We start from the raw sequence: 22,154 nt of genomic DNA on the forward strand, positions 1-22,154 counted from the left end.
GCATGCCACGCAACGAGGATATGACACCGGAAGAGCGCCATCGCGAGCGCATGCAGCGCAAGAAGGAGCTGGTGGATCGCAAGATTGCCCGCGCCACCATCGAGCGCGGTGTGCTGGTGGTGAACACGGGTAACGGCAAGGGCAAGAGTTCGTCCGGCTTCGGCATGCTGGCGCGCTCGCTGGGGCACGGCTTCCGCTGTGGCGTGGTGCAATTCATCAAGGGAAGTTTTTCGACCGGCGAGGAAGCGTTCTTCCGCCGCTTCACCGACGAGCTGGATTACCACGTGATGGGCGAGGGCTTTACCTGGGAAACCCAGGACAAGGCGCGCGACATCGCTGCGGCGCAGGCGGCATGGGACGTCGCCGCTGGCATGTTGTCGAATCCGGCGTACGACTTCGTGCTGCTCGATGAACTGAATATCGCCTTGGTAAAGCAATACGTGCAGCTCGATCAGGTGCTAGCCGCGGTCGCCGCACGGCCGCCGAACCAGCATGTGGTGATTACGGGTCGTGGTGCCCCGAGTGGGCTGGTCGAGGTGGCTGACACGGTCACCGAGATGCGCGTGGTCAAGCATGCATTCGAGGCTGGCATCAAAGCGCAGAAGGGCATCGAGTTGTGAACACTCCACGCCATTGTCCTGCGTTATTGGTCTCTGCGCCGGCATCGGGGCAGGGCAAGACCTCGTTCACCGCCGCGCTGGCCCGTGCACATGCGCGGCAGGGGCGGCGTGTGCAGGTGTTCAAGACCGGGCCGGATTTTCTCGACCCGATGGTGCTGGAGCGGGCCAGCGGCCGGCCGGTGTATCAGCTCGATCTGTGGATGGGTGGCGAGGCCGATGTGCGAGCACGCCTTTACCAGGCGGCCGGCGAGGCCGATTTGATCCTGGTGGAAGGCGTGATGGGGCTGTTCGATGGCGGCTTGTCGAGCGCCGACCTCGCACAACAGTTTGGCTTGCCGGTGCTGGCGGTGATTGATGGTTCGGCGATGGCCCAGACCTTCGGCGCGGTGGCCACCGGCCTGGCGCGTTATCGCGAAGGCCTGCAGGTCTACGGCGTGGCGGCTAATCGCATCGGCAGTGCCTATCACGCGCAGTTGCTGGTCGGCAGCCTTCCGCCGGACCTGCATTGGCTCGGCGCCTTGCCGCGCGATCCGAAGCTCGCTCTGCCGGAACGCCACCTGGGATTGGTGTCGGCAGGTGAGTTGGCGGATCTGGATGCGCGCATCGATGCGCTTGCGGATGCGCTGGAGGCGCATGTATCGATCCAGCTGCCTCCGCCGGTGGCATTCGCTGCCGAGAACGCGGAGCCGGTGCAGCCGTTGTTGCAAGGGAAGCGCATTGCGATCGCGCGCGACGATGCGTTCTGTTTCCTCTATCCCGCCAATCTCGACTTGTTGCAGAAAGCGGGCGCGGAACTGCGCTATTTCTCGCCCCTGGCCGGCGACGCGTTGCCGGACTGCGACGCAGCGTGGCTTCCTGGTGGCTACCCCGAGCTGCATTTGCCGGTGTTGTCCCAACAGGCCGAGCTGCACGCGGCGCTGCATGTCCATGTCGATGCGGGCAAGCCGTTGCTGGCGGAATGCGGCGGCATGTTGTTCTCGCTCGATGCGCTTGGAGCGAGCGAAGGGGATTCGCATCCGATGGCGGGCCTTCTAACGGGCTCGGCGGTCGTGCAGCAGCGGTTGGCGGGTTTGGGCATGCAATCGGTGGATTTGCCAGAAGGCACGTTGCGCGGGCATACCTTTCACTACGCCCATGCCCAGATCGATCACCCGGTGTTGGCGGTGGCGATGAACCCCGACAAGGGGCCGGGTCGCGAGGCGGTTTATCGCCGCCGGCGCATGACGGCGAGTTTTGTGCATTTCTATTTCCCCTCGAATCCGGAAGCGGCGATGCGGTTGTTCCTGCCGTGAGCATGCCCGCTACGAGTAGTGCGCTCGCCATGTCGCTGGCGGTGTTGCTCGACGCATGGCTGGGCGAGCCGCGCCGTGCGCATCCGCTGGTGGCTTTCGGGCGCATGGCCCAATGGATCGAGGCGAAGGTTTTTCGGGACAACCGCAGCGCAGGTCTGCTGGCCTGGGGGCTGGCCGTGCTGCCCTTGGTGTGCGTGGCATGGGTGTTCGTCGACCGTCTCGGCGAGCCGCTCCGCTGGCTGTCGATCCTGGTCGGCGCCGCGGTGCTGTACCTGGCGATAGGACATCGCAGTCTTGCCGACCATGCGCTGCCCGTAGCCGATGCCTTGCGACGTGGCGATCTGTCCGCGGCACGTGCGGCCGTGGGGCGCATGGTCAGTCGCGACACGGCGGTGCTGGATGAAACCCAGGTGGCCGCCGCGGCGACGGAGTCCGTATTGGAGAACGGCAGCGATGCCGTGTTCGGCGCACTGTTCTGGTTTGCCGTGCTGGGTGCCCCGGGCGCCGTGCTCTATCGATTCGCTAATACGCTCGATGCCATGTGGGGCTATCGCAACGCTCGCTACGAGCGATTCGGGTGGGCAGCGGCGCGCATCGACGACGTGCTGAACTTCGTGCCGGCACGCCTCACGGCACTGACTTATGCACTACTCGGCGACCGTGCGCGCGCATGGCGTTGCTGGCAACGACAGGCACCGTTGTGGGACAGCCCCAACGCCGGCCCGGTGATGGCTGCCGGTGCCGGTGCACTGGGTGTGCGCCTCGGTGGCGCCGCACCCTATGACGGTGTGTGGGAAGCGCGCCCCGATCTGGGCGAGGGCGATCCACCGAATGCGGAATCGATCCGGCGAGCCCTGCGGCTGGTTCGCCATGGTGTCGTGTTATGGCTGCTGGTCGCATGGCTCGCAGCGTGGATAGCGCACGGAGGTTGGCATGCTTGAACATGGAGGACGCCTGCTGCGCGCGGCACGCGAGTACGGCATAGCGCCGGAGGCATGGCTGGATTTATCGACCGGCATCAGCCCCTTTGCCTGGCCAGTGCCACCCATTCCTGCGGAAGCTTGGCATCGTCTGCCGGAGGATGACGATGGCCTGATCGACGTGGCGCGGGCGTACTACGGCACGGTATCGCTGTTGCCAGTCGCTGGTTCGCAGGCGGCGATCCAGATGTTGCCCATGTTGCGTTCGCGCTCTCGCGTAGGCGTGCTTTCGCCTGGCTATGCCGAGCATGCGCATGCGTGGGAGCAGGCCGGGCATCGGGTCGAACGCTGTTCCGCCATCGAGCTGTTCGCGCGTGCGGCCAGCTTCGACGTGATCGTGTTGATGCATCCCAACAACCCCGGTGGCGAATGCTTCGAACAGGAGCAGCTGCTGGGGCTGCATGCTGCGCTTGCAGGGCGCGGTGGATGGCTGATGGTGGATGAGGCCTTCATCGACGCTACGCCCGAGCGCAGCCTATGCGCGCTTCCGGCGCGGCCGGGGCTGATCGTGCTGCGCTCGATCGGCAAGTTCTTTGGTCTGGCCGGTGCGCGTGCCGGCTTTGTGAGCACGACCACCGATCTGCTGGTGGCGTTGGGTGAGCGCCTGGGGCCATGGACACTCACTGGCACGACGCGGCATGTACTCAAGCTCGCCCTAGCGGATCGCGACTGGCATGCGCAGGCGCGCGAGCGTCTTCATGCATCGAGTGTGCGGCTGGCCGAACTGCTGACTCGTCACGGTTTGCCGCCGAGCGCCAGTAGCGCGTTTTTCCAGTGGTGCTGCGACGAGCGCGCTCCATCCCTGCAGCGCGCGCTGGCGCGCCAAGGCGTATGGGTACGCCGATTCGAGACGCCGGCCAGCCTCCGCTTCGGGCTACCGGGCGACGACGCGGCCTTCGCGCGGCTGGATACCACGCTGGGTCTGATGGCCGAGGCCAAGGAATGCGCGCCATGACGGCACGCGTGTTGATGGTGCAAGGCTGCACTTCCGATGCCGGCAAGAGCACGCTGGTCGCGGCGCTGTGTCGCTGGCTGCGTCGGCGCGGCGTGTCGGTGGCGCCCTTCAAGCCGCAGAACATGGCCCTGAACTCTGCGGTGACCGTGGATGGCGGTGAGATCGGCCGTGCGCAGGCGGTGCAGGCGCAAGCGGCTTGTGTGCCGCCACATACCGATTTCAATCCGGTCCTGCTCAAACCGAATTCCGATATCGGTGCGCAGGTGATCGTGCATGGGCATGCCATCGGCAACATGGATGCACGCGACTATCACGCTTACAAGCGCATCGCGATGGAAGCCGTGCTGGCCTCGCATGCGCGGTTGATCGAGCAGTATCAGGCCGTGGTGGTCGAAGGCGCGGGCAGCCCGGCTGAGATCAACTTGCGCGATCGCGACATCGCCAATATGGGGTACGCCGAGGCGGTGGATTGTCCCGTGTTGCTGGTGGCCGACATCGACCGCGGCGGCGTGTTCGCTCATCTGGTCGGCACGCTGGCCTTGTTGTCGGAAAGCGAGCGTGCGCGCGTCGCGGGTTTCGTCATCAACCGATTCCGTGGCGATATCGCGCTACTGCAACCGGGTCTCGACTGGCTCGAACGCGAAACCGGGAAGCCGGTGCTCGGTGTGTTGCCCTACCTGCACGGTCTGCAGCTGGAGGCGGAGGACGCGTTGCCGCGCGAACGGGTGGCCCGAGCGGATGCACAGCTTCGTGTGGCGGTGCCCGTGTTCCCACGCATCAGCAATCACACCGACCTGGATGCATTGCGTGCCCATCCGCAGCTCGATGTACAACTGATAGGTCCCGGGGAGCCGCCGCCGGCTTGCGACTTGATCGTATTGCCTGGTTCCAAGTCGACCCGCGCCGATCTGGCTTGGTTGCGCGCGAATGGCTGGAGTGATGCCATTCGAGCGCATCTGCGCTACGGCGGCAAAGTGATCGGCATCTGTGGTGGTTTCCAGATGCTGGGGCGGGCCGTGCATGACCCGCAGGGGATCGAGGGTGAGCCGGGTTCGAGCGAAGGGCTCGGTTGGCTGGCGCTGGAGACGACGCTTGAGTCCGGCAAGCAATTGCGCGCGGTGCGCGGACGGCTCTCGCTGGGCGATGCCGACGTCACCGGCTACGAAATTCATTGCGGCACCAGCCGCGGGCCGGCGCTGCAAGCGCCCGTTTGCGCACTCGACGACGGACGCACGGACGGCGCGATATCGCCGGATGGTCGGGTGCTCGGCACGTATCTGCATGGTCTGTTCGATGAGCCGGCGGCGCTGGAAGCGCTGCTGCGTTGGGCGGGGCTGCGTCACGTCGAAACCGTCGACATGAAGGCCTTGCGCGAAGCCAGCATCGAGCGCCTTGCCGATGCGGTCGAAGCGCATCTGGATACGGCCGCCCTTTCGCAACTGTTGGGAGTGCAACACGCATGCGCAGTCTGATTCTTGGCGGCGCCCGTTCGGGTAAAAGCGCGTTGGCCGAGCGCATGGCCATGGCGTCCGGCAGCGACGTGGTGTATCTCGCCACGGCGCAGGCGCTGGACGAGGAAATGGCGGCGCGCATCGCCCATCACCGCGCGCAACGTCCCAAGTATTGGCACAGCGTGGAAGAGCCGCTGGCTCTGGCCGACGCTTTGCTAGCGCACGCACGGCAGGGCCGTTGCGTGCTGGTGGATTGCCTCACGTTGTGGCTCAGCAATGCGCTTGGCGAAACGGATACGCAGCGCTATGTGCGCGAGCGTGATGCGTTGTTAAACGTGCTTCCCGATCTGCCCGGCGACATCCTCCTGGTCAGCAATGAAGTCGGGCTCGGTGTGGTGCCCATGGGTGAACTCAGCCGCCGCTTCGTCGACGAGGCGGGGCGATTGCACCAGGCGCTCGCCACGCATTGTGAGCGTGTGTTGTTCGTCGCTGCCGGCCTTCCGCTGGCCCTCAAAGGAACCTTGCCATGAGCCACGATGGGCTATACCAGCCTTGCCTTTCTATCGATGCCGCCTGCGAAACGGCGGCGCGCGAACGCCAGCTCCAACTGACCAAACCGCCGGGATCGCTGGGCGCACTGGAGTCGGTGGCGACACGGCTTGCGGGTTTGCAGCGCACGGCTCAACCAAGCGTCGAGCGCGTGTGGATCAGCGTGTTCGCTGGCGATCACGGTGTCACCGAAGAGGGCGTGTCGGCTTTCCCCCAAGTAGTCACTGGCGAGATGGTGCGCAACTTCGCCCACGGTGGCGCCGCTATCAGCGTGCTGGCACACGAACTGGGCGCCTCATTGGAGGTGGTGAACCTTGGCACCGTGAACGACCCCGGTGAGTTGCCGCAGGTGCGTCGCGCGATCATCGCCGCGCAGACGGCCAATTTCGTTTCGCACGAAGCCATGACCGTTGGGCAGCTTGAACTCGCCCTGCAAGCGGGGGTGGACAGCGTGCACGTCGCCAAGCATGCGGGTGCGCAGTTGTTCATCGGTGGCGAGATGGGCATCGGCAACACCACGTCGGCCTGCGCACTCGCCTGCGCTTTGCTGGGCGAGAGACCGGAGGCGCTGGCGGGTGCGGGAACCGGGCTCGACCGCGGTGGCATCGCGCGCAAGATCGCGGCGATCGAGCGTGGGCTGGCTCGACATCGCGCCGTTGAGACGCCGCTCGATCAACTGCGATGCCTGGGTGGCTTCGAGATCGCCGCGTTGACCGGAGCTTATATCGCCGCCGCGCAGGCGGGACTGCCGGTGCTCGTCGACGGTTTCATCGCCACGGCGGCTGCTCTCGCTGCCGTTCGTATCCAGCCTGCATGCCGCGAGTGGATGCTGTTTTCGCATGTCTCGCACGAGCGTGGGCATGCGCGATTGCTCGCCGCGCTGGATGCCGTGCCGCTGCTCGATCTTCAGTTGCGTCTAGGCGAAGCCAGTGGCGCTGCGGTAGCCGTGCCGCTACTGCGGCTGGCCTGCGCGCTGCATAACCGCATGGCGACGTTCGCGCAGGCGGGGGTATCGAGCGCATGAGCGTTGCCATTGAAAGTATGGCCATCGACTTGCTGCGGCATGGCGACACCGGCCAGCGCAGTTACCGCGGCCAGCTCGACGACCCTCTCAACGAGGCGGGTTGGGCGCAGCTGCGCGCCGCCGTGGTGGGGTACGACTGGGATCTGGTGGTGTCGTCATCGCTGCGGCGTTGTGCCGATTTCGCACGTGAGCTGACAGCGGCGCGCGGATGGCCGTTGCGGTTGGATGCACGCCTGGCCGAATACCACTTCGGCGACTGGCAGGGCGTGCCTATCGAAACGCTGGCGGAAGAACAGGGCGAGGCGCTTGGGCGTTTCTGGTCCGATCCGGTGGCGCATCCGCCGCCGGGCGCGGAGAGCTTCGAGCAATTTCGCACGCGACTCGGCGCTGCGCTGGATGATGTCGTGCGTGAGGCGAACGGCCGGCGTGTGCTGATCATCACGCATGGCGGGGCGATCCGCCTGCTGCGTTGTCTGGTGGAAGGCCGAGGCTACGGGGACATGGCGGGCATCGATGTGCCGCACGCTTCGATTCATACCGTGACATGGCCGGCCGTGGAAGCGCTTGCGTGATGCGCGGCCTGCTGATCGCCATCGGCTTCCTCACGCGTATTCCGGTGCCGGCCGATGGCTTCGGCGATCCGCAGGCACGATCCCGCTCGTTGCTGTGGTATCCGCTGGTCGGTTTGCTGATCGGTGCGCTGTTGTATGCGCTGGCCTGGGCCGCGCATGGCTGGCCGCCGATGTTGTCGTCCGCGATGGTGCTTGTCGCCTGGGTGGCAGTGACGGGTGCGTTGCATCTGGACGGTCTGGCCGACAGTGCGGATGCATGGATCGGCGGTCTCGGCGATCGCGAGCGCACGCTGGCGATCATGAAGGATCCGCGGTGTGGCCCTGCTGGCGTGGTGGCGCTGGTCTTGGTCTTGCTGTTGAAGTTTGCTGCGCTGGCTAGCGTGCCGGTGAGTTTGGGCTTGCTGTTGGCGCCGTTGCTAGGGCGCGCCGTGCTCACCGTTGCGTTTCTGACGACGCCATATGTGCGTAGCGGTGGACTTGGTAGCGGTTTGATGGATGCGCCGCGCGTGGCCTGTTTAGGCATGCTCGCGCTGGTCGCGTTGGGATGCGTCGTCACAGGATGGCGTAGCGTGCTGGCGCTGACCGTTGCCATGCTGGTGGTTGCCTTGTGGCGGCGGGCTGGTATGCAACGTCTCGGTGGCATGACCGGCGATACCTGCGGCGCGCTCACCGAACTGACCGAAGCGGCTGTGCTGGTGGCACTAGCGGCGAGTGCGTGAACACTCGCCGCCAGTGCGTGGTGCTTACCAGCGGTAAGCCACCTTGCCGTACACATAGGCGCCGTTGAAGCCGAATGGCGAGAACACCGAGTAGGGCAAGGTGCCGTTGTTGTCGTTGGCGTGGATCACCTTGTCGGGATAGGTGTTGAACACGTTGTCCGCGCCCAGGCTGAAGGTCCAGCGATCCAGGTTGTAGTTCAGCGCTAGGTCGAGCAGCCACTTGCTGCTGAAGGTCTGGTCGAACTGCGCGCTGGTCGAGTTGTACGAAGTGAACTTGCCGTACCGGGTCACCGTGCCGCTCACGCTCCAGCGGTCGATGCTGTACAGGCCGTTGAGGATCAGCTTGCTGCGCGGGGTGGAGTCGGCGAGCAGGCCGAACTGGTCGCGGCGGTCGATACGCTTGAGGTTGAGCCCCAGCGTGTTGAGGATGGCCGGGTTCGGCTTGACGTCGATGACCTTGTTCTTGTTGTAGTTGTAGCTCAGCGTGGTCTGCAGCGTGCCGGCGTTGCCGAAGTCGAAGCGATAGCTGCCGACCAGGTCCACGCCGCGCGTGCGGGTGTCCACCGCATTGGTGAAGTAGGCGATGCCGCTGTAGTTGAGATCGGTGACGCCATTGGCCGACAGGTAGGCATGTACTTGGGGTGAGTTGGTGGCGAGGTTGCTCGACAGCGAAATGCGGTTGTCGATCCTGATCTGGTACAGGTCGATGCTGAGGTTCAGCGGATCGATCGGGTTCCACACCGCACCGACGGTGAAGTTGCGCGACTTCTCCGGCTTCAGCGCTTGTCCGCCAAGTAGCTGAGCGACTTTGCTGGTCGAGGGCACGATGCCGGTGTTGTAGATGCCCGGTGGCAGACCGAGCGAATTGCCTGCGCCGTAGTACAGCGACGAGACGTAAGAGTAGTTCTGCTGGGCCAGCGACGGCGCGCGGAAGCCGGTGGACGCACTGGCGCGCAGGGCGAAGCGGTCGGTGAAGTCGTAGCGTCCGGCCAGCGAGCCGGAGGTGGTGCTGCCGAAGTCCGAGTAGTCCTCGTGCCGCACCGCGATCGAGGTGCCCAGCTTGTCGGTGAGATTGGTTTCCAGGCTGATGTACTCGGCCACGTCATGACGCGAGTGCGAACCCGCGTTGGCCGGCTGGAAGCCACCGAAACCTTGCGCGCCGCCAGAGACGCCCGAGGTGCCGGTGTAGTACGAGGACAGATCCCCCGCGACGATCTTGTAGCTCTGGCGCAGGTATTCCGCACCGAACGCGAGCGTCACCGGATTGGGCAGGAAGCTGGTGGACAGCTCCTTGGCGATGTCCACGTCGAACGACTGCTGCGCGGCGGACAGGATGCCGTCGTGGAACTGCGTGGGGCTGTAGCCGAAGTCGTGCAGGAAGGCGCGGTTCACGCTTTGCCGGGTGCCGTAGGAGACGCGATTGCGCCCATAGTTGCCGCTGACGTCCCAGCGCCAGCCGCCGCTGGTCTTGCCGCGCAGGCCGAGCACCAGCGATTGGTCCAGCGAATCGGCGTTCTCCAGCGGCAGGTAGCCGTTGGGGTAGAGCGACGGCACCGAGTTGCTGTTGGCCAGGTTGCGGAAGAACGCCGGCGAGGTGCTGTCACGCTTGCCGACGTGGCCGAACGCATAGAGCTCCACGGCGGGTGTGATGTTGTACTGGCTATTGAGGAACAGGTTGTGGTCGCCGACGACGGGGTCGCCGAAGCGCTGTGTAGTGCCTTCCCAGGCGCGGGTGCGATTGGGTGCCGCGCGGTTGGTGTAATCCTGGTGGCCGTCCTGCACGGTGAAGCGCAGCCAGCCCTGGTCGTTGTTCAGCGGGATACCGAAGTTGGCCGAGGCCTGCCATTGCCGGCCATCGCCCGCGGAGTATTGGCCGCCGCCGACTTCGGCGCTGCCGCCTTTGGCACCGCGCTTGAGCACGATATTGATCACGCCAGCGATGGCGTCGGAGCCGTATTGTGCGGAAGCGCCGTCGCGCAGCACTTCGAGGTGATCGATCGCTGCCATCGGGATGGTGTTGAGATCCACCGCCTGCGAGCCGCGGCCAAGCACACCGTTGGTCAGGATGATGGCGCCGGGATGCCAGCGCTTGCCGTTCACCAGTACCAGTACCTGGTCGGGCGACAGGCCGCGCAGCTGCGCGGGGCGCTGCGAATCGGCGGTGTCGGCGGCCGCGGGGCGCGGAAAAGTGAGCGAAGGAATGATGCGGGCGAGTGCGGTGGACAGCTCGGTGGTGCCGGTTTCCTGCAGGACCTTGGCCGAGACCACATCGATGGGCGTCAGCGAGCTGCTTTCCGTGCGATTGTCGGCGCGGGTGCCGGTGACGATGACGGGTCCGAGGTTCTTGGCTTTGTCCGCGGCGGGGCCGGGCGTAGCATCTTGCGCTTGAGCGGTGTGGGTCGATAGAGCGAGTAGAAGGGCGATAGCGAGCGTAGTCGGTGCGGTCTTGCGATAAGGCCTGTACATCGGTTCTCCCCAGTGATGCTGTGTCGCAGCAATGGCAGGCTAGATCCCGCCAGCTTGTCGCGTCAATAGCCGTTTAGACGTCCAAGTAGTGTCGCGCTTCTGCTTCTGGGCTCCGTACGGAGTCGAGGGCAGGGGTATCTTCAAGGGGGCGAGGACATTGAAATCCCGCCCGCTGACTCGATAATGCCGGGGTGCCGGCGCCCGCGCCGGTCAGGTAAACCTGGAGTCTCCATGCCGATCTATGAATTCGAATGCAGCGGTTGCGGCCATCGTTTTGACCGCCTGCAGAAACTGTCCGACCCCGATCCGACCGATTGCCCGCAATGTGCCGTGCCCAAGGTGCAGCGCCGGTTGAGTGCGCCCTCATTCCGCCTGGCCGGCGGTGGCTGGTACGAGACGGACTTCAAAAAGGACGGGGACAAGAAGCGCAACCTGGCCGGTGACGCCGGTGCCGCGCCGAGCGCGCCAGCCCCTGCCAGCACTCCGTCGACGACGACTGAATGACGTCCTACCGGCCGCAAATTCATGGCGGCCGGACCGCAAAATATTCAATCCCGGTTGCCTGAGTTCCGGTAGCGTGGTGCCACGATCAACACATGGGTGGACACAATGAGCGCGATGGGTAGGGGGATGTGGATGGTGGCTGCGGGTGCCATCGCCGGCTTAGGCATGATGATGGCGCCGCCGGTGCAGTCCCAGGATCGCGGTGACGTGGTCTATTGCGCCAGCGGCGACGGTCAGTTCACTCGTTGCCGGACGCCGTGGCCGGAGTCCGATCTGTCCCAGCAGCTGTCCAAGGCCAGTTGCGTGCGCGGCCAGAGCTGGGAATCGGAGCGCTACACGGTATGGGTGGACCATGGCTGCCGCGCCAACTTCATCCCGGCGCGCGGCTGGGGCAATGGCCGCCGGGAGCGGGATGACGATGATGACGACCGCGGCCGCGACCGCGATCGCCGCCCCGACTGGGATGGCGGCTGGCGTCCGGGGCCGGACTGGGATCGTCCGATCCAGTTGCGTTGCGAGAGCCATAGCGATCGCTACCAGATGTGCCAGGTCGACGTAGGCCGCAACGGCAACGTGCGCCTAGTCCGCCAGCTCTCCGACAGTAGCTGCCAAGAGGGCGAGACCTGGGGCTGGAACCGCGCTGGCGTATGGGTGGACGACGGTTGCCGCGGCATCTTCGTGGTCGATCGGCGTTGGTAAGCGCCTGATGGCCCAGGGCGTTGAGCCCTGGGCTGCCACCGTGGAGGCCGTGTTCGCCTGCCACGGTGTTAACATTCCGGGTCTTTTCACCGTCTCACGCCGCCGCGGCGGCCCGGAGTTCCAAGCGCATGCGCACGCATTACTGCGGCCTCATCGACGAGGCCCTGGTTGGTCAGACCGTCACCTTGTGCGGCTGGGTCAATACCCTTCGCCTGCAGAGCCACGTCGCCTTCGTCGACCTGCGCGACCATGAAGGCATCGCCCAGGTGGTGGTGGAGCGCGAGAACACCGGCGCGTTCGCAGTGGCTGGCGAGATCGGCTACGAGTACTGCCTGCGCGTCACTGGCACCATCCGCAAGCGCCTGTCGGTGAACGACAAGCTCAAGACAGGTACGGTGGAGCTGGTCGCCGACACGGTCGAGATACTCAATGCCGCGAAGGATCTGCCGTTCGCGCTGCACGAGCATCCCAACGAGGACATGCGGATGACCTACCGCTACCTCGACCTGCGCCGTCCGGAGATGCAGCGCATGATGCGTACCCGCATCAAGCTGGTGCAGACGCTGCGCCGCTATCTGGATGCGCGCGGTTTTCAGGACATCGAGACGCCGATTCTCACCAAGGCTACGCCGGAAGGCGCGCGCGACTACCTGGTACCCAGCCGCGTGCACCCGGGCCAGTTCTACGCGCTGCCGCAGTCGCCGCAGCTGTTCAAGCAGATCCTGATGATGGCCGGTTTCGATCGCTACTATCAGATCGCCCGCTGCTTCCGCGATGAAGACCTGCGCGCCGACCGCCAGCCGGAATTCACCCAGCTCGACCTGGAATTCGCCTTTGTCGAAGAAAAGGACGTGCAGGATTTCGTGGAGGAGTTGATCCGCCATGTGTTCAAGGAAGTGCAGGGCGTAGAGCTGAACCCCACTTTCCCGCGCATGACCTGGGCGGAAGCCATGCAGCGCTTCGGTTCAGACAAGCCCGACCTGCGCATTGCACTGGAACTGGTCGATGTCGCCGACGCGCTGAAGCAGGTCGAGTTCAAAGTGTTCGCCGAGCCGGCCAACGACCCGGCCGGCCGCGTCGCTGCGCTGCGCCTGCCGGGCGGCAGCACGCTGACCCGCAAGGAGATCGACCAGCTCACCGAGTACGTCGCCAAGTACGGCGCGAAAGGTTTGGCCTGGCTGCGTATCGACGACTTGTCCAAGGGGCGCGAGGGCATCAATTCGCCGGTGGCGAAGTTCCTCGATGACGTGGCGCTGGACGCCGTGCTCAAGGCTACCGGTGCGCAGAGCGGCGACATGGTGTTCGTGGGCGCCGGCAAGTGGAAGACGGTTACCGACTTCATGGGCGCGTTGCGCTTGAAGGTCGGCAAGGATCGCGGCCTGGTGGAGAACAGCTGGAAGCCGTTGTGGGTCACCGACTTCCCGATGTTCGAGTACGACGAGGAAGAGCAGCGCTTCGTCGCCCTGCATCACCCGTTCACCGCGCCCAAGGCCGATGACATCGGCGAGTTGCGCGCGAACGCGGCGAATGCGGTGAGTCGCGGCTACGACATGGTGCTCAACGGCGCCGAGATCGGCGGCGGCTCCATTCGTATTCATCGCCCGGAGATGCAGAGCGCGGTGTTCGAGCTGCTGGGCATTGGCGCGGAAGAAGCCGAGATGAAGTTCGGTTTCCTGCTCAAAGCGCTGAAGTTCGGCGCTCCGCCACATGGCGGCCTAGCCTTTGGCATCGACCGTATCGCCGCGTTGATGGCTGGCACCGAGTCGATCCGCGACGTGATTGCCTTCCCCAAGACCACCAGCGCGCAGGATTTGATGACCGATGCGCCGTCGATGGTCTCCGATCCGCAGCTTAAAGAGCTGCATGTGCGTATCGCCGCGGCGGACAAACTGCACGGTTGAGTCATCGCGGCGAGGCATCGTCGGGCACCTGCGGGTGGGTTCGCATCACGTATGCGGGCCCGCTTCTATAGTTTCATTCCTCCCGACGCGCTCTCCCAGGCCTAAGGATGCTCTGATCTATTCAACGCAGGCGAGCTGACACAGCGGTGACGCCTACGTCGAATAGATCAGAGCATCCTTAAATGACCGATCACGTAATCCTGTTGCATGGCCTGTGGATGCGCGGCTTCGCGCTGATCAGGCTGCACCGCCGGCTGATGGAGGCGGGTTTTCGCGTGCATCGCTTCGACTATATGAGTGTGGCGGCCACGCAGGAGCGTATCCTCGGCCGCCTGCAGGCGCACATGCAGGAGCTGGCGCCGGAAGAGGGTTCAGTGCACCTGGTGGGTCATAGTCTGGGTGGCCTGCTCGCCTTGCGCGCCTGCGCCGATGACGTGCCACTGCCGCCCGGGCGCATCGTCTGTCTTGGTTCGCCGCTCAAGGGCAGTGCTGCGGCGCGGGCGTTTGCCGATCTCGGCGGGCGCGGCGGCGGCGTGTTGCTGGGGCATAACCGGGCGTTGCTGGAGCACGGCTTCGACCAGTGGACCGGTGCGCGCGAAGTGGGTGTTATCGCCGGCCGCATGCCGATCGGGCTGGGCGTGGTGCTGGGTCAGTTCGCTGGCGAACACGACGGCACGGTGGCGGTGGCCGAGACCGAGTTGCCTGGCGTGGCCGATCATTGCGTGGTTGAGGCCAATCATACGGGGCTGCTGTTCTCAGCTGAGGCGGGGCGGCAGATCACGCAGTTTCTGCGGCACGGGCGTTTCGAGCACGCCGGAGCCTGAGCGCTCGTATTTGGGGCATCTGATCCATGCGATTTGTGCCGCCTTGCCAGCTTGTGGGCCGAAAGAGATAAAATTCGCCCCTTGTCCTATACATAAGTTCAGGAAATCGTCATGGGTAGAGGCCCGTCCATCGAAGGTCGCAAGAATGCCGAAGACGCCAAGCGCGCCAAGGTGTTCACCAAGCTGATCCGCGAAATCACCGTAGCTACGCGTGCCGGTGTCGCCGATCCTGCGGCCAACCCGCGCCTGCGCGCTGCGGTGGACAAGGCGCTGTCGGCCAACATGACCAAGGACACCATCGAGCGCGCGATCAAGCGCGGCTCCGGTGCCGATGGCGGCACTGCCATGGAAGAGCTGCGCTATGAGGGCTACGGCCCGGGCGGTGTGGCGCTGATCATCGACTGCTTCACCGACAACCAGACGCGTACTGTCGCCGACGTGCGCAGTGTGCTGAACAAGAACGGCGGCAATCTGGGCACCAGCAATTCCGTGGCATTCCAGTTCACCCGCTGCGGCGAGCTGGTGTTCGCCACGGGTGGTGACGCGGCGAAGGAAGAGAAAGTACTGGAGGCTGCGCTCGACGCCGGTGCCGACGACGTGATCAATGAGCACGGTGAAAGCACCGTGGTGTGCGCGCCGGAACATTTCGAAGCCGTGCAGCAGGCGCTGATCGCCGCCGGCCTGAACGCCCAGCACGCTGGCGTTGGCATGCGTCCGAACAATCGGGTGGCGGTAGCCGACGAAGTGCTGGAGCAGTTGCTCGTCCTGATCGAGAAGCTCGACGCACTCGATGACGTGAGCGAGGTTTCTCACAACGCCTTGCTGCCGGCCGAGGCCGCACACTAAGTCCGCACGGGCCGCTGCTGGCCCGTGGCGAACCTTCGCTCATGACGCGCATTATCGGCATCGATCCGGGCAGTCAACGCACCGGTGTGGGCATCATCGACGTCGATGCGGTGGGCAAGTTGTCCTATGTATTTCATGGTGCGCTGGCGGTCGCTGGCGAGGCCAGCTTCCCGCTGCGCCTGAAACGCATCTTTGACGAGCTGTGTGCCATCATCGCCGCGCATCGGCCGGAGGAGTGCGGCATCGAGCGCGTGTTCATGGCGCGCAATGCCGATTCGGCCTTGAAACTGGGGCAAGCAAGAGGCGCCGCGATTTGTGCGGTGGTGAGCCAGGGGATTGCGGTGCACGAATACGCAGCGACGGAAGTAAAGCAGGCGGTGGTAGGCAGTGGCCGTGGCGACAAGACCCAGGTTCAGCACATGATCGGCGTGTTGCTTGGTCTCAAGGGGCCGATGCAGGCCGATGCCGCCGATGCGCTGGCGATCGCCGTGACCCACGCACACACCCGTGCCAGCCTGGCTCGCGTGGGTATTCCGCGTACGGCCTGGAGGCGACGCCGATGATCGGTCGTCTGCGCGGCATTTTGGTGTCCAAGCAGCCGCCGTGGCTGCTGGTGGAAGTGGGTGGCGTCGGCTACGAGCTGGAAGCGCCCATGTCGACCATCTACGACCTGCCATCCACCGGCAAGGAAGTGATCCTGCTCACCCACTATGCGGTGAAGGAAGACAGCGTGGCGTTGTACGGTTTCATGCACGAAGCCGAGCGCGCGCTGTTCCGCAATCTGCTGAAAGTGAGTGGCATTGGCGCGAAGATCGCGCTGTCCGTGTTGTCCGGCGTCTCCACCAACGACTTTGCGCGTTTGGTGCAGGCCGGCGACGTGGTTGCCTTGACCAAGATCCCCGGCATCGGCAAGAAAACCGCCGAGCGCATCGTGGTGGAGCTGCGCGACCGTGTGGACGGCCTGGCCGTGAGCCTGTCGGGCGGTTCCGCCAAAACGAACGGCGCACCGCTCGATCCGGCAGGCGAGGCCACTGTGGCCTTGCAGCAGCTCGGCTACAAACCGGCTGAAGTAACGCGCCTGGTGCAGAAGGTCGCCGCCGATGGCGACAGCGCCGAATCGATTATCCGCAAGGCGCTGCGCGCCGCTCTAGGGACATGACGTGAATCCAGAAGCCACGCACGGCAGCATCGATGCCGATACCAAACGGCGCCTCGCCACGCTGGCGCTGGGCGCCATCGGCGTGGTGTACGGCGATATCGGCACCAGCCCGCTGTACACGCTGCAAACCACGCTGAGCCACGATGGCATGAAGCCCACGCCGGAAAGCATCTTTGGTGTGCTGTCACTGATCTTCTGGGCGCAGATCCTGGTGGTTTCGCTCAAGTATGTCGTGTTCATCATGCGCGCCGACAACAAGGGCGAGGGCGGCATCATGGCGTTGCTCGCACTGGCCTTGCGCAGTGCGAGAGGCGATGCGCGAATGCGCTGGATACTGGCCATCCTCGGCATCTTCGGTGCGGCGTTGTTCTATGGTGATGGTGTCATCACCCCAGCCATCTCGGTGCTTTCCGCCGTCGAAGGCGTGAAGGTGGCCATTCCCGATCTGCCGCATTGGGTGGTGCCGTCGACAGCGGTGGTGGTTCTGTTCTTGCTGTTCGCGCTACAGCGGCATGGCACGGAGCGCGTAGGCAAGCTGTTTGGCCCGGTGATGGTGATCTGGTTCGTAGTGATTGCGCTGTTCGGCGCGCGCATGATCGTCGCCAATCCGGAAGTGTTGAAGGCGCTCAGCCCTTGGTATGGGGTGAAGTTCTTCATGAGCCATGGGCTGCAGGCTTTCATTGCGCTGGGCGGCGTGGTGCTGGCGCTGACCGGTGCCGAGGCGCTGTATGCGGACATGGGGCATTTCGGCAAAAAGCCTATCCGCCTGGCCTGGTTCAGTTTCGTGCTGCCGGCCTTGATCGTGAATTACTTTGGGCAGGGCGCGTTGCTGCTGGAGCATCCGGAAGCCATCGACAATCCGTTCTTCAAGCTGGTGCCCTCGGTGTTGTTGTATCCGATGATCGGCCTGGCCACGCTGGCGACGGTGATTGCTTCGCAGGCGGTGATCTCCGGCGCCTTCTCGATGACGCGCGAGGCGATGGCGCTGGGGTACTCGATGCGCATGCCTGTTGTGCATACCTCGCGCGAGATGTCCGGGCAGATTTTCGTGCCGTGGGTGAACGCCTTCCTGCTGGTGATGGTGTTGCTGGCGGTGCTGAGTTTCCGTAGCTCGGACAACCTCAGTGCGGCTTACGGCATCGCGGTGACCGGCACCATGACGATCACCACCATGCTGGCCCTGGTGGTGGCGCGCTATCAGTGGCACTGGAGCCGCCTCACCGTGGGGGTGGCCGGTGTGCTGCTGCTGGCGATCGACCTGTCCTTCCTGGGCGCCAACCTGATCAAGATCGAGTACGGCGGCTGGTTCCCGCTGGTGCTCGGTGTGGGCGTGTTCGTAGTGATGACCACTTGGCGTCGCGGCCGCGAGCTGGTGGTGCGCGAGATCAAGCAGTCCGGTCTGGCACTGGCACCCTTCATCGAGAACGTCGGCGACCATCCGCCGCTGCGCGTGCCGGGCTCGGCGGTGTTTCTCACTGCGAACCAGCACGCGGTGCCGCATGCGCTGCTGCACAACCTCAAGCACAACAAGGTGCTGCATCAGCGCAATGTGTTGCTGACCGTGGAAATGCTGGAGACGCCGGTGGCGGATGCGGACGAGCGCATTCACATCACCCAGCTCGGCGGCGACTTCTACGGTCTGGAGCTGCGCTTCGGTTTCGCCGAAGACCCCAACATCCCCGCGGCCTTGACCAAATGCGCGCGCAGCGGCCTGCCGTTCGACATGATGGACACCACCTTCTTCCTGTCGCGCGAAACCATCATTGCCGATGAGCGTCGTCCCGGCATGGCTTTATGGCGCGACAAGCTGTTCGCCTTCATGGCCCGTAATGCGCTGCCGGCAACGGCGTTCTTCCAGATTCCCGGCAATCGGTTGATCGAGCTGGGAGCGCAGGTGGAGATCTAGGATCTAGGTGTGAGTGGAGAGGAGTGAGAAACATGGCAAAAGCAGCAGTTATCGGCCTTTCTCTCACTTCTCACCCCTCGCCCCTCTCTCTTGGTTGATAATGCGCGCCATGACTGAGCACCGCATCATCACCGCCGCCGCCCAACTGGACGACGAAGCCCTCGAGGCTTCCATCCGTCCCAAGCGGCTCGCCGAGTACCTCGGCCAGCAAGCGGTACGCGAGCAGCTGTCGATCTATATCGAAGCGGCCAAAAAGCGTGGCGGGGCGCTCGATCATGTATTGATCTTTGGCCCGCCAGGCCTGGGCAAGACCACGCTGTCGCATGTGATCGCCAACGAGCTGGGCGTGAATGTGCGCTCCACGTCGGGGCCCGTGCTGGAGCGTGCCGGCGACCTGGCTGCGCTGCTGACCAACCTCGAACCGCACGACGTGTTGTTCGTGGACGAAATCCATCGCCTCTCGCCGGTAGTGGAAGAAGTGCTCTACCCGGCGATGGAAGATTTCCAGATCGACATCATGATCGGCGAGGGCCCGGCCGCGCGTTCGATCAAGCTCGATCTGCCGCCGTTTACCTTGATCGGCGCGACCACGCGCGCGGGCCTGCTCACGGCGCCGCTTCGCGACCGCTTCGGCATCGTGCAACGGTTGGAGTTCTATACGCCCGATGAGCTGACCGCCATCGTGCGCCGCTCGGCGCGCATTCTCGGTATTCCCTGCGAAGCAGAGGGTGCTCAGGAGATTGCCCGTCGCTCGCGCGGCACGCCGCGTATCGCCAATCGCCTGCTGCGTCGCGTGCGCGACTATGCGGAAGTGCGGGCCGACGGGCATATCACCCTCGCCGCCGCCCAGGCGGCGATGAGCATGCTCAAGGTCGATGCCGAAGGTTTCGACGAGCTGGACCGGCGCCTGCTCACGGTCATCATCGAGAATTTCGATGGCGGCCCGGTAGGTGTGGAATCGCTGGCGGCCGCGCTGAGCGAAGACCGCGGCACTCTGGAAGACGTGGTCGAGCCTTACCTGATCCAGCAGGGTTTTCTGATCCGCACGGCGCGAGGCCGCATGGCCAGTGCCAAGGGCTGGCGCCATCTGGGCCTGACCCCGCCACCCCGCCAGCCGCAGCCGGCCGATCTGTTCATCACGGGCGATACCGATGTCTGATACGCCGCAGAACCCCCTCCCGGGCAGCTTCCGCTGGCCGGTTCGCGTGTATTGGGAAGACACCGATGCGGGCGGCGTGGTCTATCACGCCAGCTATCTGCGCTTCATGGAGCGAGCTCGCAGCGAATGGCTGCGCGGGCAGGGCATCGACCAGTCGAGCTTCAAGGAGACCACCGGCCTGGCCTTCCTGGTGCGCGAGATGCAGATCGATTTCTTGCGAGCGGCCCTGCTGGATGATGAACTGAGCGTAACAGTGGAAGTCAAAGAGCGGCGCGCAGCCAGTATCCTGTTCGGTCAGACGATCAGCCGGGCCGACGGTACGCAGCTGATTCGCGCGCAAGTGCGTGTGGCATGCGTGGATGTCCGTCGCATGCGCCCGGTGCAGATTCCGGCCGAGATGATCCCCGGCCTACCCCCACTCAAATAACCCGCGTCGGAGTACTTTCAAGCAATGAACGGTGGACTGAACATTTTCAAGCTGGTCGCGGAAGCGAGCATTCCCGTGCAGCTGGTGATGCTCCTGCTGCTGGTGTTCTCCTTCCTTTCGTGGGTGATCATCATCCGCAAGTACGCGCAGCTGAAGGCGGCGATGGAAAACGCCGAGGCCTTCGAGGAGCGCTTCTGGTCGGGTGGCGACCTGGCCCAGCTGTTCCGCGAGGTCAGCAATCGTGGTGCCAGTAACGGCGGCATGGAGAACGTGTTCGAGTCCGGCTTCCGCGAATTCGCCCGTCAGCGCCAGCGCAAAACGCATGACATGCGCGTGGTGATCGAGGGTTCCGAGCGCGCCATGCGCGTGGCCGGTACCCGCGAAATCAGCGGGCTGGAGCGCAACCTGGAGTTTCTCGCCAACGTTGGCTCGATCAGCCCGTACGTCGGCTTGTTCGGCACCGTGTGGGGCATCATGGGCGCCTTCCAGGGCCTGGGCGAAATGAAGGACGTGACCATCGCCGTGGTGGCGCCGCATATTTCCGAGGCGCTGATCGCTACGGCCATGGGCTTGTTCGCCGCGATCCCGGCGGTGTGGGCGTACAACCGCTACGCCAACAAGGTCGACCGCGTCGCGTCCCGTTACGAGGTATTCCAGGAGGAGTTCTCCTCCGTGCTGCAGCGTCAGATCCAGACCGACGACGCAGCGGCCTGAGGCGAGGGCAACGTCATGCGTAGCTCCCCGCGCCACAAGCGCTTCAAACTCAAGTCCGAGATCAACGTCGTTCCGTATATCGACGTGATGCTGGTGTTGTTGATCATCTTCATGGTCGCCACGCCGATGCTCAACGCCAATGTGGACGTGAACCTGCCGCAGGCGAACGCCAAGTCGCTGAAGGACAAGAAGGAACCGGTGATCATCTCGGTCGATCACAACGGACAGTTGTACCTGACCCTGGGCACGACCAAGAAAGAGCCGATCGACGCCGAAGCCATGAAGGCCAAGGTGGGCGCGTTCGTCAAGGAGAACCCCGAAGTCAGCGTGCTGGTGGCCGGTGACCGCGATGGCAAATATGACGGCGTCTATCAGGTGCTGGCCGAACTGCAGCAGGCCGGCGTGGCCAAGGTCGGTCTAATGAGCGCGCCAGAGTCGGGCACGAAGAATGGACGACAGTAAGGGTACGCCCAAGGCGGTCGTTCTTTCCGCCATTCTGCATTTTGGTATCGTGGGTTTTCTGGCCCTGGCCGTCGTGCCGTGCTCGTTCTACGAGGGCCTGTTCGAGACCTTGCACCTGCCGGCCAACTGGAACCCGATCGCCTGCGCCAAACCGCTGGAGCTACCAGGCCAGATCATCGAAGCCACCCTGATCGGCCCCACCGGCGCACCGCCGCCGAAGGCCGAGAAGGTCACGCCGGTGCCCGACTCCACGCCGCCGCCACCCGCCGTGCCGCCGCCGACACCGCAGGAACAGGCGCCCGTGGTGAAGACGCTGCCGCCGCCGCCCGAGCATCCGGACGTGAAGGAGCAGGAAAAAGTGGTGCAGGAGGCTGAGCAGAAAGCCGAAGAAGCCAAGCGCGAGCAGGAAGAAAAACAGCGCCAGCGCCAGTCCGAACTGGACGCCCAGGCAGCCAAGCAAAAACAAGAGAAGCAGAAGCTCGACGAGCTGTTCGCCAAGATGGATGCGGCCGCTTCGCAGCGCTCGAAGCTGGAGAACAAGGCCAAGCAGGCCAAGCAGCAGATGGAAGAGCTGAAGAACGCCAAGGACAACGGCGAAGCTAACTTGCCGAATGCCGAACAGCGCCAGACAGGTACCAATGGGCCGGATACCGGCCTGCTGGGTCAATACCTCGCCGCGGTTCAGAACGCGGTCACGCAGAATTGGCTGCGCCCCGATAACATGCCGAACACCCCCTGCGTCGTGCATATCGTGCAGCTGCCCGGCGGTGACGTGATGAGCGCGAAGGTCGATTCCAGCTGTCCGTATGACGAGGCTGGCAAGCGCTCGGTCGAGAATGCCGTGCTGCGCGCACAGCCGCTGCCCTACAAGGGCTTCGAGAGCGTGTTCCAGCGCAACCTAACCTTTACCTTCAGGCCGCAGTGA

The 22,154-nt window shown here is 64.5% G+C and carries 23 protein-coding genes; 22 read left to right on the forward strand and 1 reads right to left on the reverse strand.

Features of this window, described 5'->3' with window-relative positions; translation table 11 throughout:
* The first annotated feature begins 20 nt into the window (after positions 1-20).
* The 9 genes from cobO to OUZ45_RS03130 are packed head-to-tail and all read left to right on the forward strand — an operon-like array spanning position 21 to position 8,162.
* Positions 21-620, forward strand: a complete 600-nt coding sequence (gene cobO, locus OUZ45_RS03090) for a cob(I)yrinic acid a,c-diamide adenosyltransferase (protein WP_266168564.1) — start codon at positions 21-23, stop codon at positions 618-620.
* On the forward strand, positions 617-1,912 hold the full coding sequence (locus OUZ45_RS03095) for a cobyrinic acid a,c-diamide synthase CobB (RefSeq protein WP_266168452.1): 1,296 nt from the start codon (positions 617-619) through the stop codon (positions 1,910-1,912). The genes cobO and OUZ45_RS03095 overlap by 4 nt, the downstream gene beginning before the upstream one ends.
* Before the next feature lie 2 nt (positions 1,913-1,914).
* Positions 1,915-2,853 (forward strand): adenosylcobinamide-phosphate synthase CbiB, encoded by a 939-nt coding sequence (gene cbiB, locus OUZ45_RS03100; RefSeq protein WP_266168565.1) that lies wholly within the window; start codon positions 1,915-1,917, stop codon positions 2,851-2,853.
* Positions 2,846-3,847 carry a threonine-phosphate decarboxylase CobD gene (gene cobD, locus OUZ45_RS03105; protein WP_266168453.1) on the forward strand — a complete coding sequence of 334 codons (1,002 nt, stop codon included), beginning with the start codon at positions 2,846-2,848 and terminating at the stop codon, positions 3,845-3,847. Before cbiB ends, cobD begins: the two co-directional genes overlap by 8 nt.
* Positions 3,844-5,319 carry a cobyric acid synthase gene (locus tag OUZ45_RS03110; protein WP_266168454.1) on the forward strand — a complete coding sequence of 492 codons (1,476 nt, stop codon included), beginning with the start codon at positions 3,844-3,846 and terminating at the stop codon, positions 5,317-5,319. Before cobD ends, OUZ45_RS03110 begins: the two co-directional genes overlap by 4 nt.
* Positions 5,307-5,828 (forward strand): bifunctional adenosylcobinamide kinase/adenosylcobinamide-phosphate guanylyltransferase, encoded by a 522-nt coding sequence (gene cobU, locus OUZ45_RS03115; RefSeq protein ID WP_266168455.1) that lies wholly within the window; start codon positions 5,307-5,309, stop codon positions 5,826-5,828. Before OUZ45_RS03110 ends, cobU begins: the two co-directional genes overlap by 13 nt.
* Positions 5,825-6,871 carry a nicotinate-nucleotide--dimethylbenzimidazole phosphoribosyltransferase gene (cobT, locus tag OUZ45_RS03120; RefSeq protein ID WP_266168456.1) on the forward strand — a complete coding sequence of 349 codons (1,047 nt, stop codon included), beginning with the start codon at positions 5,825-5,827 and terminating at the stop codon, positions 6,869-6,871. The genes cobU and cobT overlap by 4 nt, the downstream gene beginning before the upstream one ends.
* Entirely contained in the window at positions 6,868-7,443 is a 576-nt protein-coding gene (locus OUZ45_RS03125; RefSeq protein WP_266168457.1) for a histidine phosphatase family protein, read from the forward strand. The genes cobT and OUZ45_RS03125 overlap by 4 nt, the downstream gene beginning before the upstream one ends.
* Entirely contained in the window at positions 7,440-8,162 is a 723-nt protein-coding gene (locus tag OUZ45_RS03130; RefSeq protein ID WP_266168458.1) for an adenosylcobinamide-GDP ribazoletransferase, read from the forward strand. The genes OUZ45_RS03125 and OUZ45_RS03130 overlap by 4 nt, the downstream gene beginning before the upstream one ends.
* Before the next feature lie 24 nt (positions 8,163-8,186).
* Here OUZ45_RS03130 and OUZ45_RS03135 read toward each other — a convergent pair whose 3' ends face one another.
* A complete protein-coding gene (locus tag OUZ45_RS03135; protein WP_266168459.1) occupies positions 8,187-10,628 on the reverse strand; it encodes a TonB-dependent receptor plug domain-containing protein in 2,442 nt (813 codons plus the stop codon).
* 231 nt (positions 10,629-10,859) lie between these two features.
* Here OUZ45_RS03135 and OUZ45_RS03140 point away from each other — a divergent pair, with 231 nt between their 5' ends.
* The 13 genes from OUZ45_RS03140 to OUZ45_RS03200 all read left to right on the forward strand — a co-directional run bounded on the left by OUZ45_RS03140 (position 10,860) and on the right by OUZ45_RS03200 (position 22,154).
* On the forward strand, positions 10,860-11,132 hold the full coding sequence (locus OUZ45_RS03140; RefSeq protein ID WP_266168460.1) for an FmdB family zinc ribbon protein: 273 nt from the start codon (positions 10,860-10,862) through the stop codon (positions 11,130-11,132).
* Positions 11,133-11,237: 105 nt separating this feature from the next.
* On the forward strand, positions 11,238-11,831 hold the full coding sequence (locus tag OUZ45_RS03145; RefSeq protein WP_266168461.1) for a DUF3011 domain-containing protein: 594 nt from the start codon (positions 11,238-11,240) through the stop codon (positions 11,829-11,831).
* 128 nt (positions 11,832-11,959) lie between these two features.
* Positions 11,960-13,732 (forward strand): aspartate--tRNA ligase, encoded by a 1,773-nt coding sequence (gene aspS, locus OUZ45_RS03150; RefSeq protein WP_266168462.1) that lies wholly within the window; start codon positions 11,960-11,962, stop codon positions 13,730-13,732.
* Positions 13,733-13,914: 182 nt separating this feature from the next.
* Positions 13,915-14,556, forward strand: a complete 642-nt coding sequence (locus OUZ45_RS03155; protein WP_266168463.1) for an esterase/lipase family protein — start codon at positions 13,915-13,917, stop codon at positions 14,554-14,556.
* A 111-nt stretch (positions 14,557-14,667) separates the two neighbouring features.
* Positions 14,668-15,402: a YebC/PmpR family DNA-binding transcriptional regulator gene (locus OUZ45_RS03160; protein ID WP_266168464.1), complete on the forward strand. Its 735-nt coding sequence runs from the start codon at positions 14,668-14,670 to the stop codon at positions 15,400-15,402.
* A 41-nt stretch (positions 15,403-15,443) separates the two neighbouring features.
* On the forward strand, positions 15,444-15,965 hold the full coding sequence (ruvC, locus tag OUZ45_RS03165; protein ID WP_266168465.1) for a crossover junction endodeoxyribonuclease RuvC: 522 nt from the start codon (positions 15,444-15,446) through the stop codon (positions 15,963-15,965).
* Positions 15,962-16,561: a Holliday junction branch migration protein RuvA gene (gene ruvA / locus OUZ45_RS03170; protein ID WP_266168466.1), complete on the forward strand. Its 600-nt coding sequence runs from the start codon at positions 15,962-15,964 to the stop codon at positions 16,559-16,561. Before ruvC ends, ruvA begins: the two co-directional genes overlap by 4 nt.
* Before the next feature lies 1 nt (position 16,562).
* Positions 16,563-18,467: a potassium transporter Kup gene (locus tag OUZ45_RS03175; protein ID WP_266168467.1), complete on the forward strand. Its 1,905-nt coding sequence runs from the start codon at positions 16,563-16,565 to the stop codon at positions 18,465-18,467.
* Between the two features lie 109 nt (positions 18,468-18,576).
* A complete protein-coding gene (ruvB, locus tag OUZ45_RS03180) occupies positions 18,577-19,626 on the forward strand; it encodes a Holliday junction branch migration DNA helicase RuvB (RefSeq protein WP_266168468.1) in 1,050 nt (349 codons plus the stop codon).
* Complete coding sequence (ybgC, locus tag OUZ45_RS03185; RefSeq protein WP_266168469.1) at positions 19,619-20,053, forward strand: tol-pal system-associated acyl-CoA thioesterase; 435 nt, start codon at positions 19,619-19,621, stop codon at positions 20,051-20,053. Before ruvB ends, ybgC begins: the two co-directional genes overlap by 8 nt.
* Positions 20,054-20,077: 24 nt before the next feature.
* Entirely contained in the window at positions 20,078-20,767 is a 690-nt protein-coding gene (gene tolQ / locus OUZ45_RS03190) for a protein TolQ (RefSeq protein ID WP_266168470.1), read from the forward strand.
* Between the two features lie 15 nt (positions 20,768-20,782).
* On the forward strand, positions 20,783-21,229 hold the full coding sequence (gene tolR / locus OUZ45_RS03195; protein ID WP_266168471.1) for a protein TolR: 447 nt from the start codon (positions 20,783-20,785) through the stop codon (positions 21,227-21,229).
* A complete protein-coding gene (locus OUZ45_RS03200) occupies positions 21,216-22,154 on the forward strand; it encodes a cell envelope integrity TolA family protein (RefSeq protein ID WP_266168472.1) in 939 nt (312 codons plus the stop codon). The genes tolR and OUZ45_RS03200 overlap by 14 nt, the downstream gene beginning before the upstream one ends.

Source organism: Dyella subtropica (genome assembly GCF_026283965.1).
GTDB lineage: Bacteria > Pseudomonadota > Gammaproteobacteria > Xanthomonadales > Rhodanobacteraceae > Dyella_D > Dyella_D subtropica.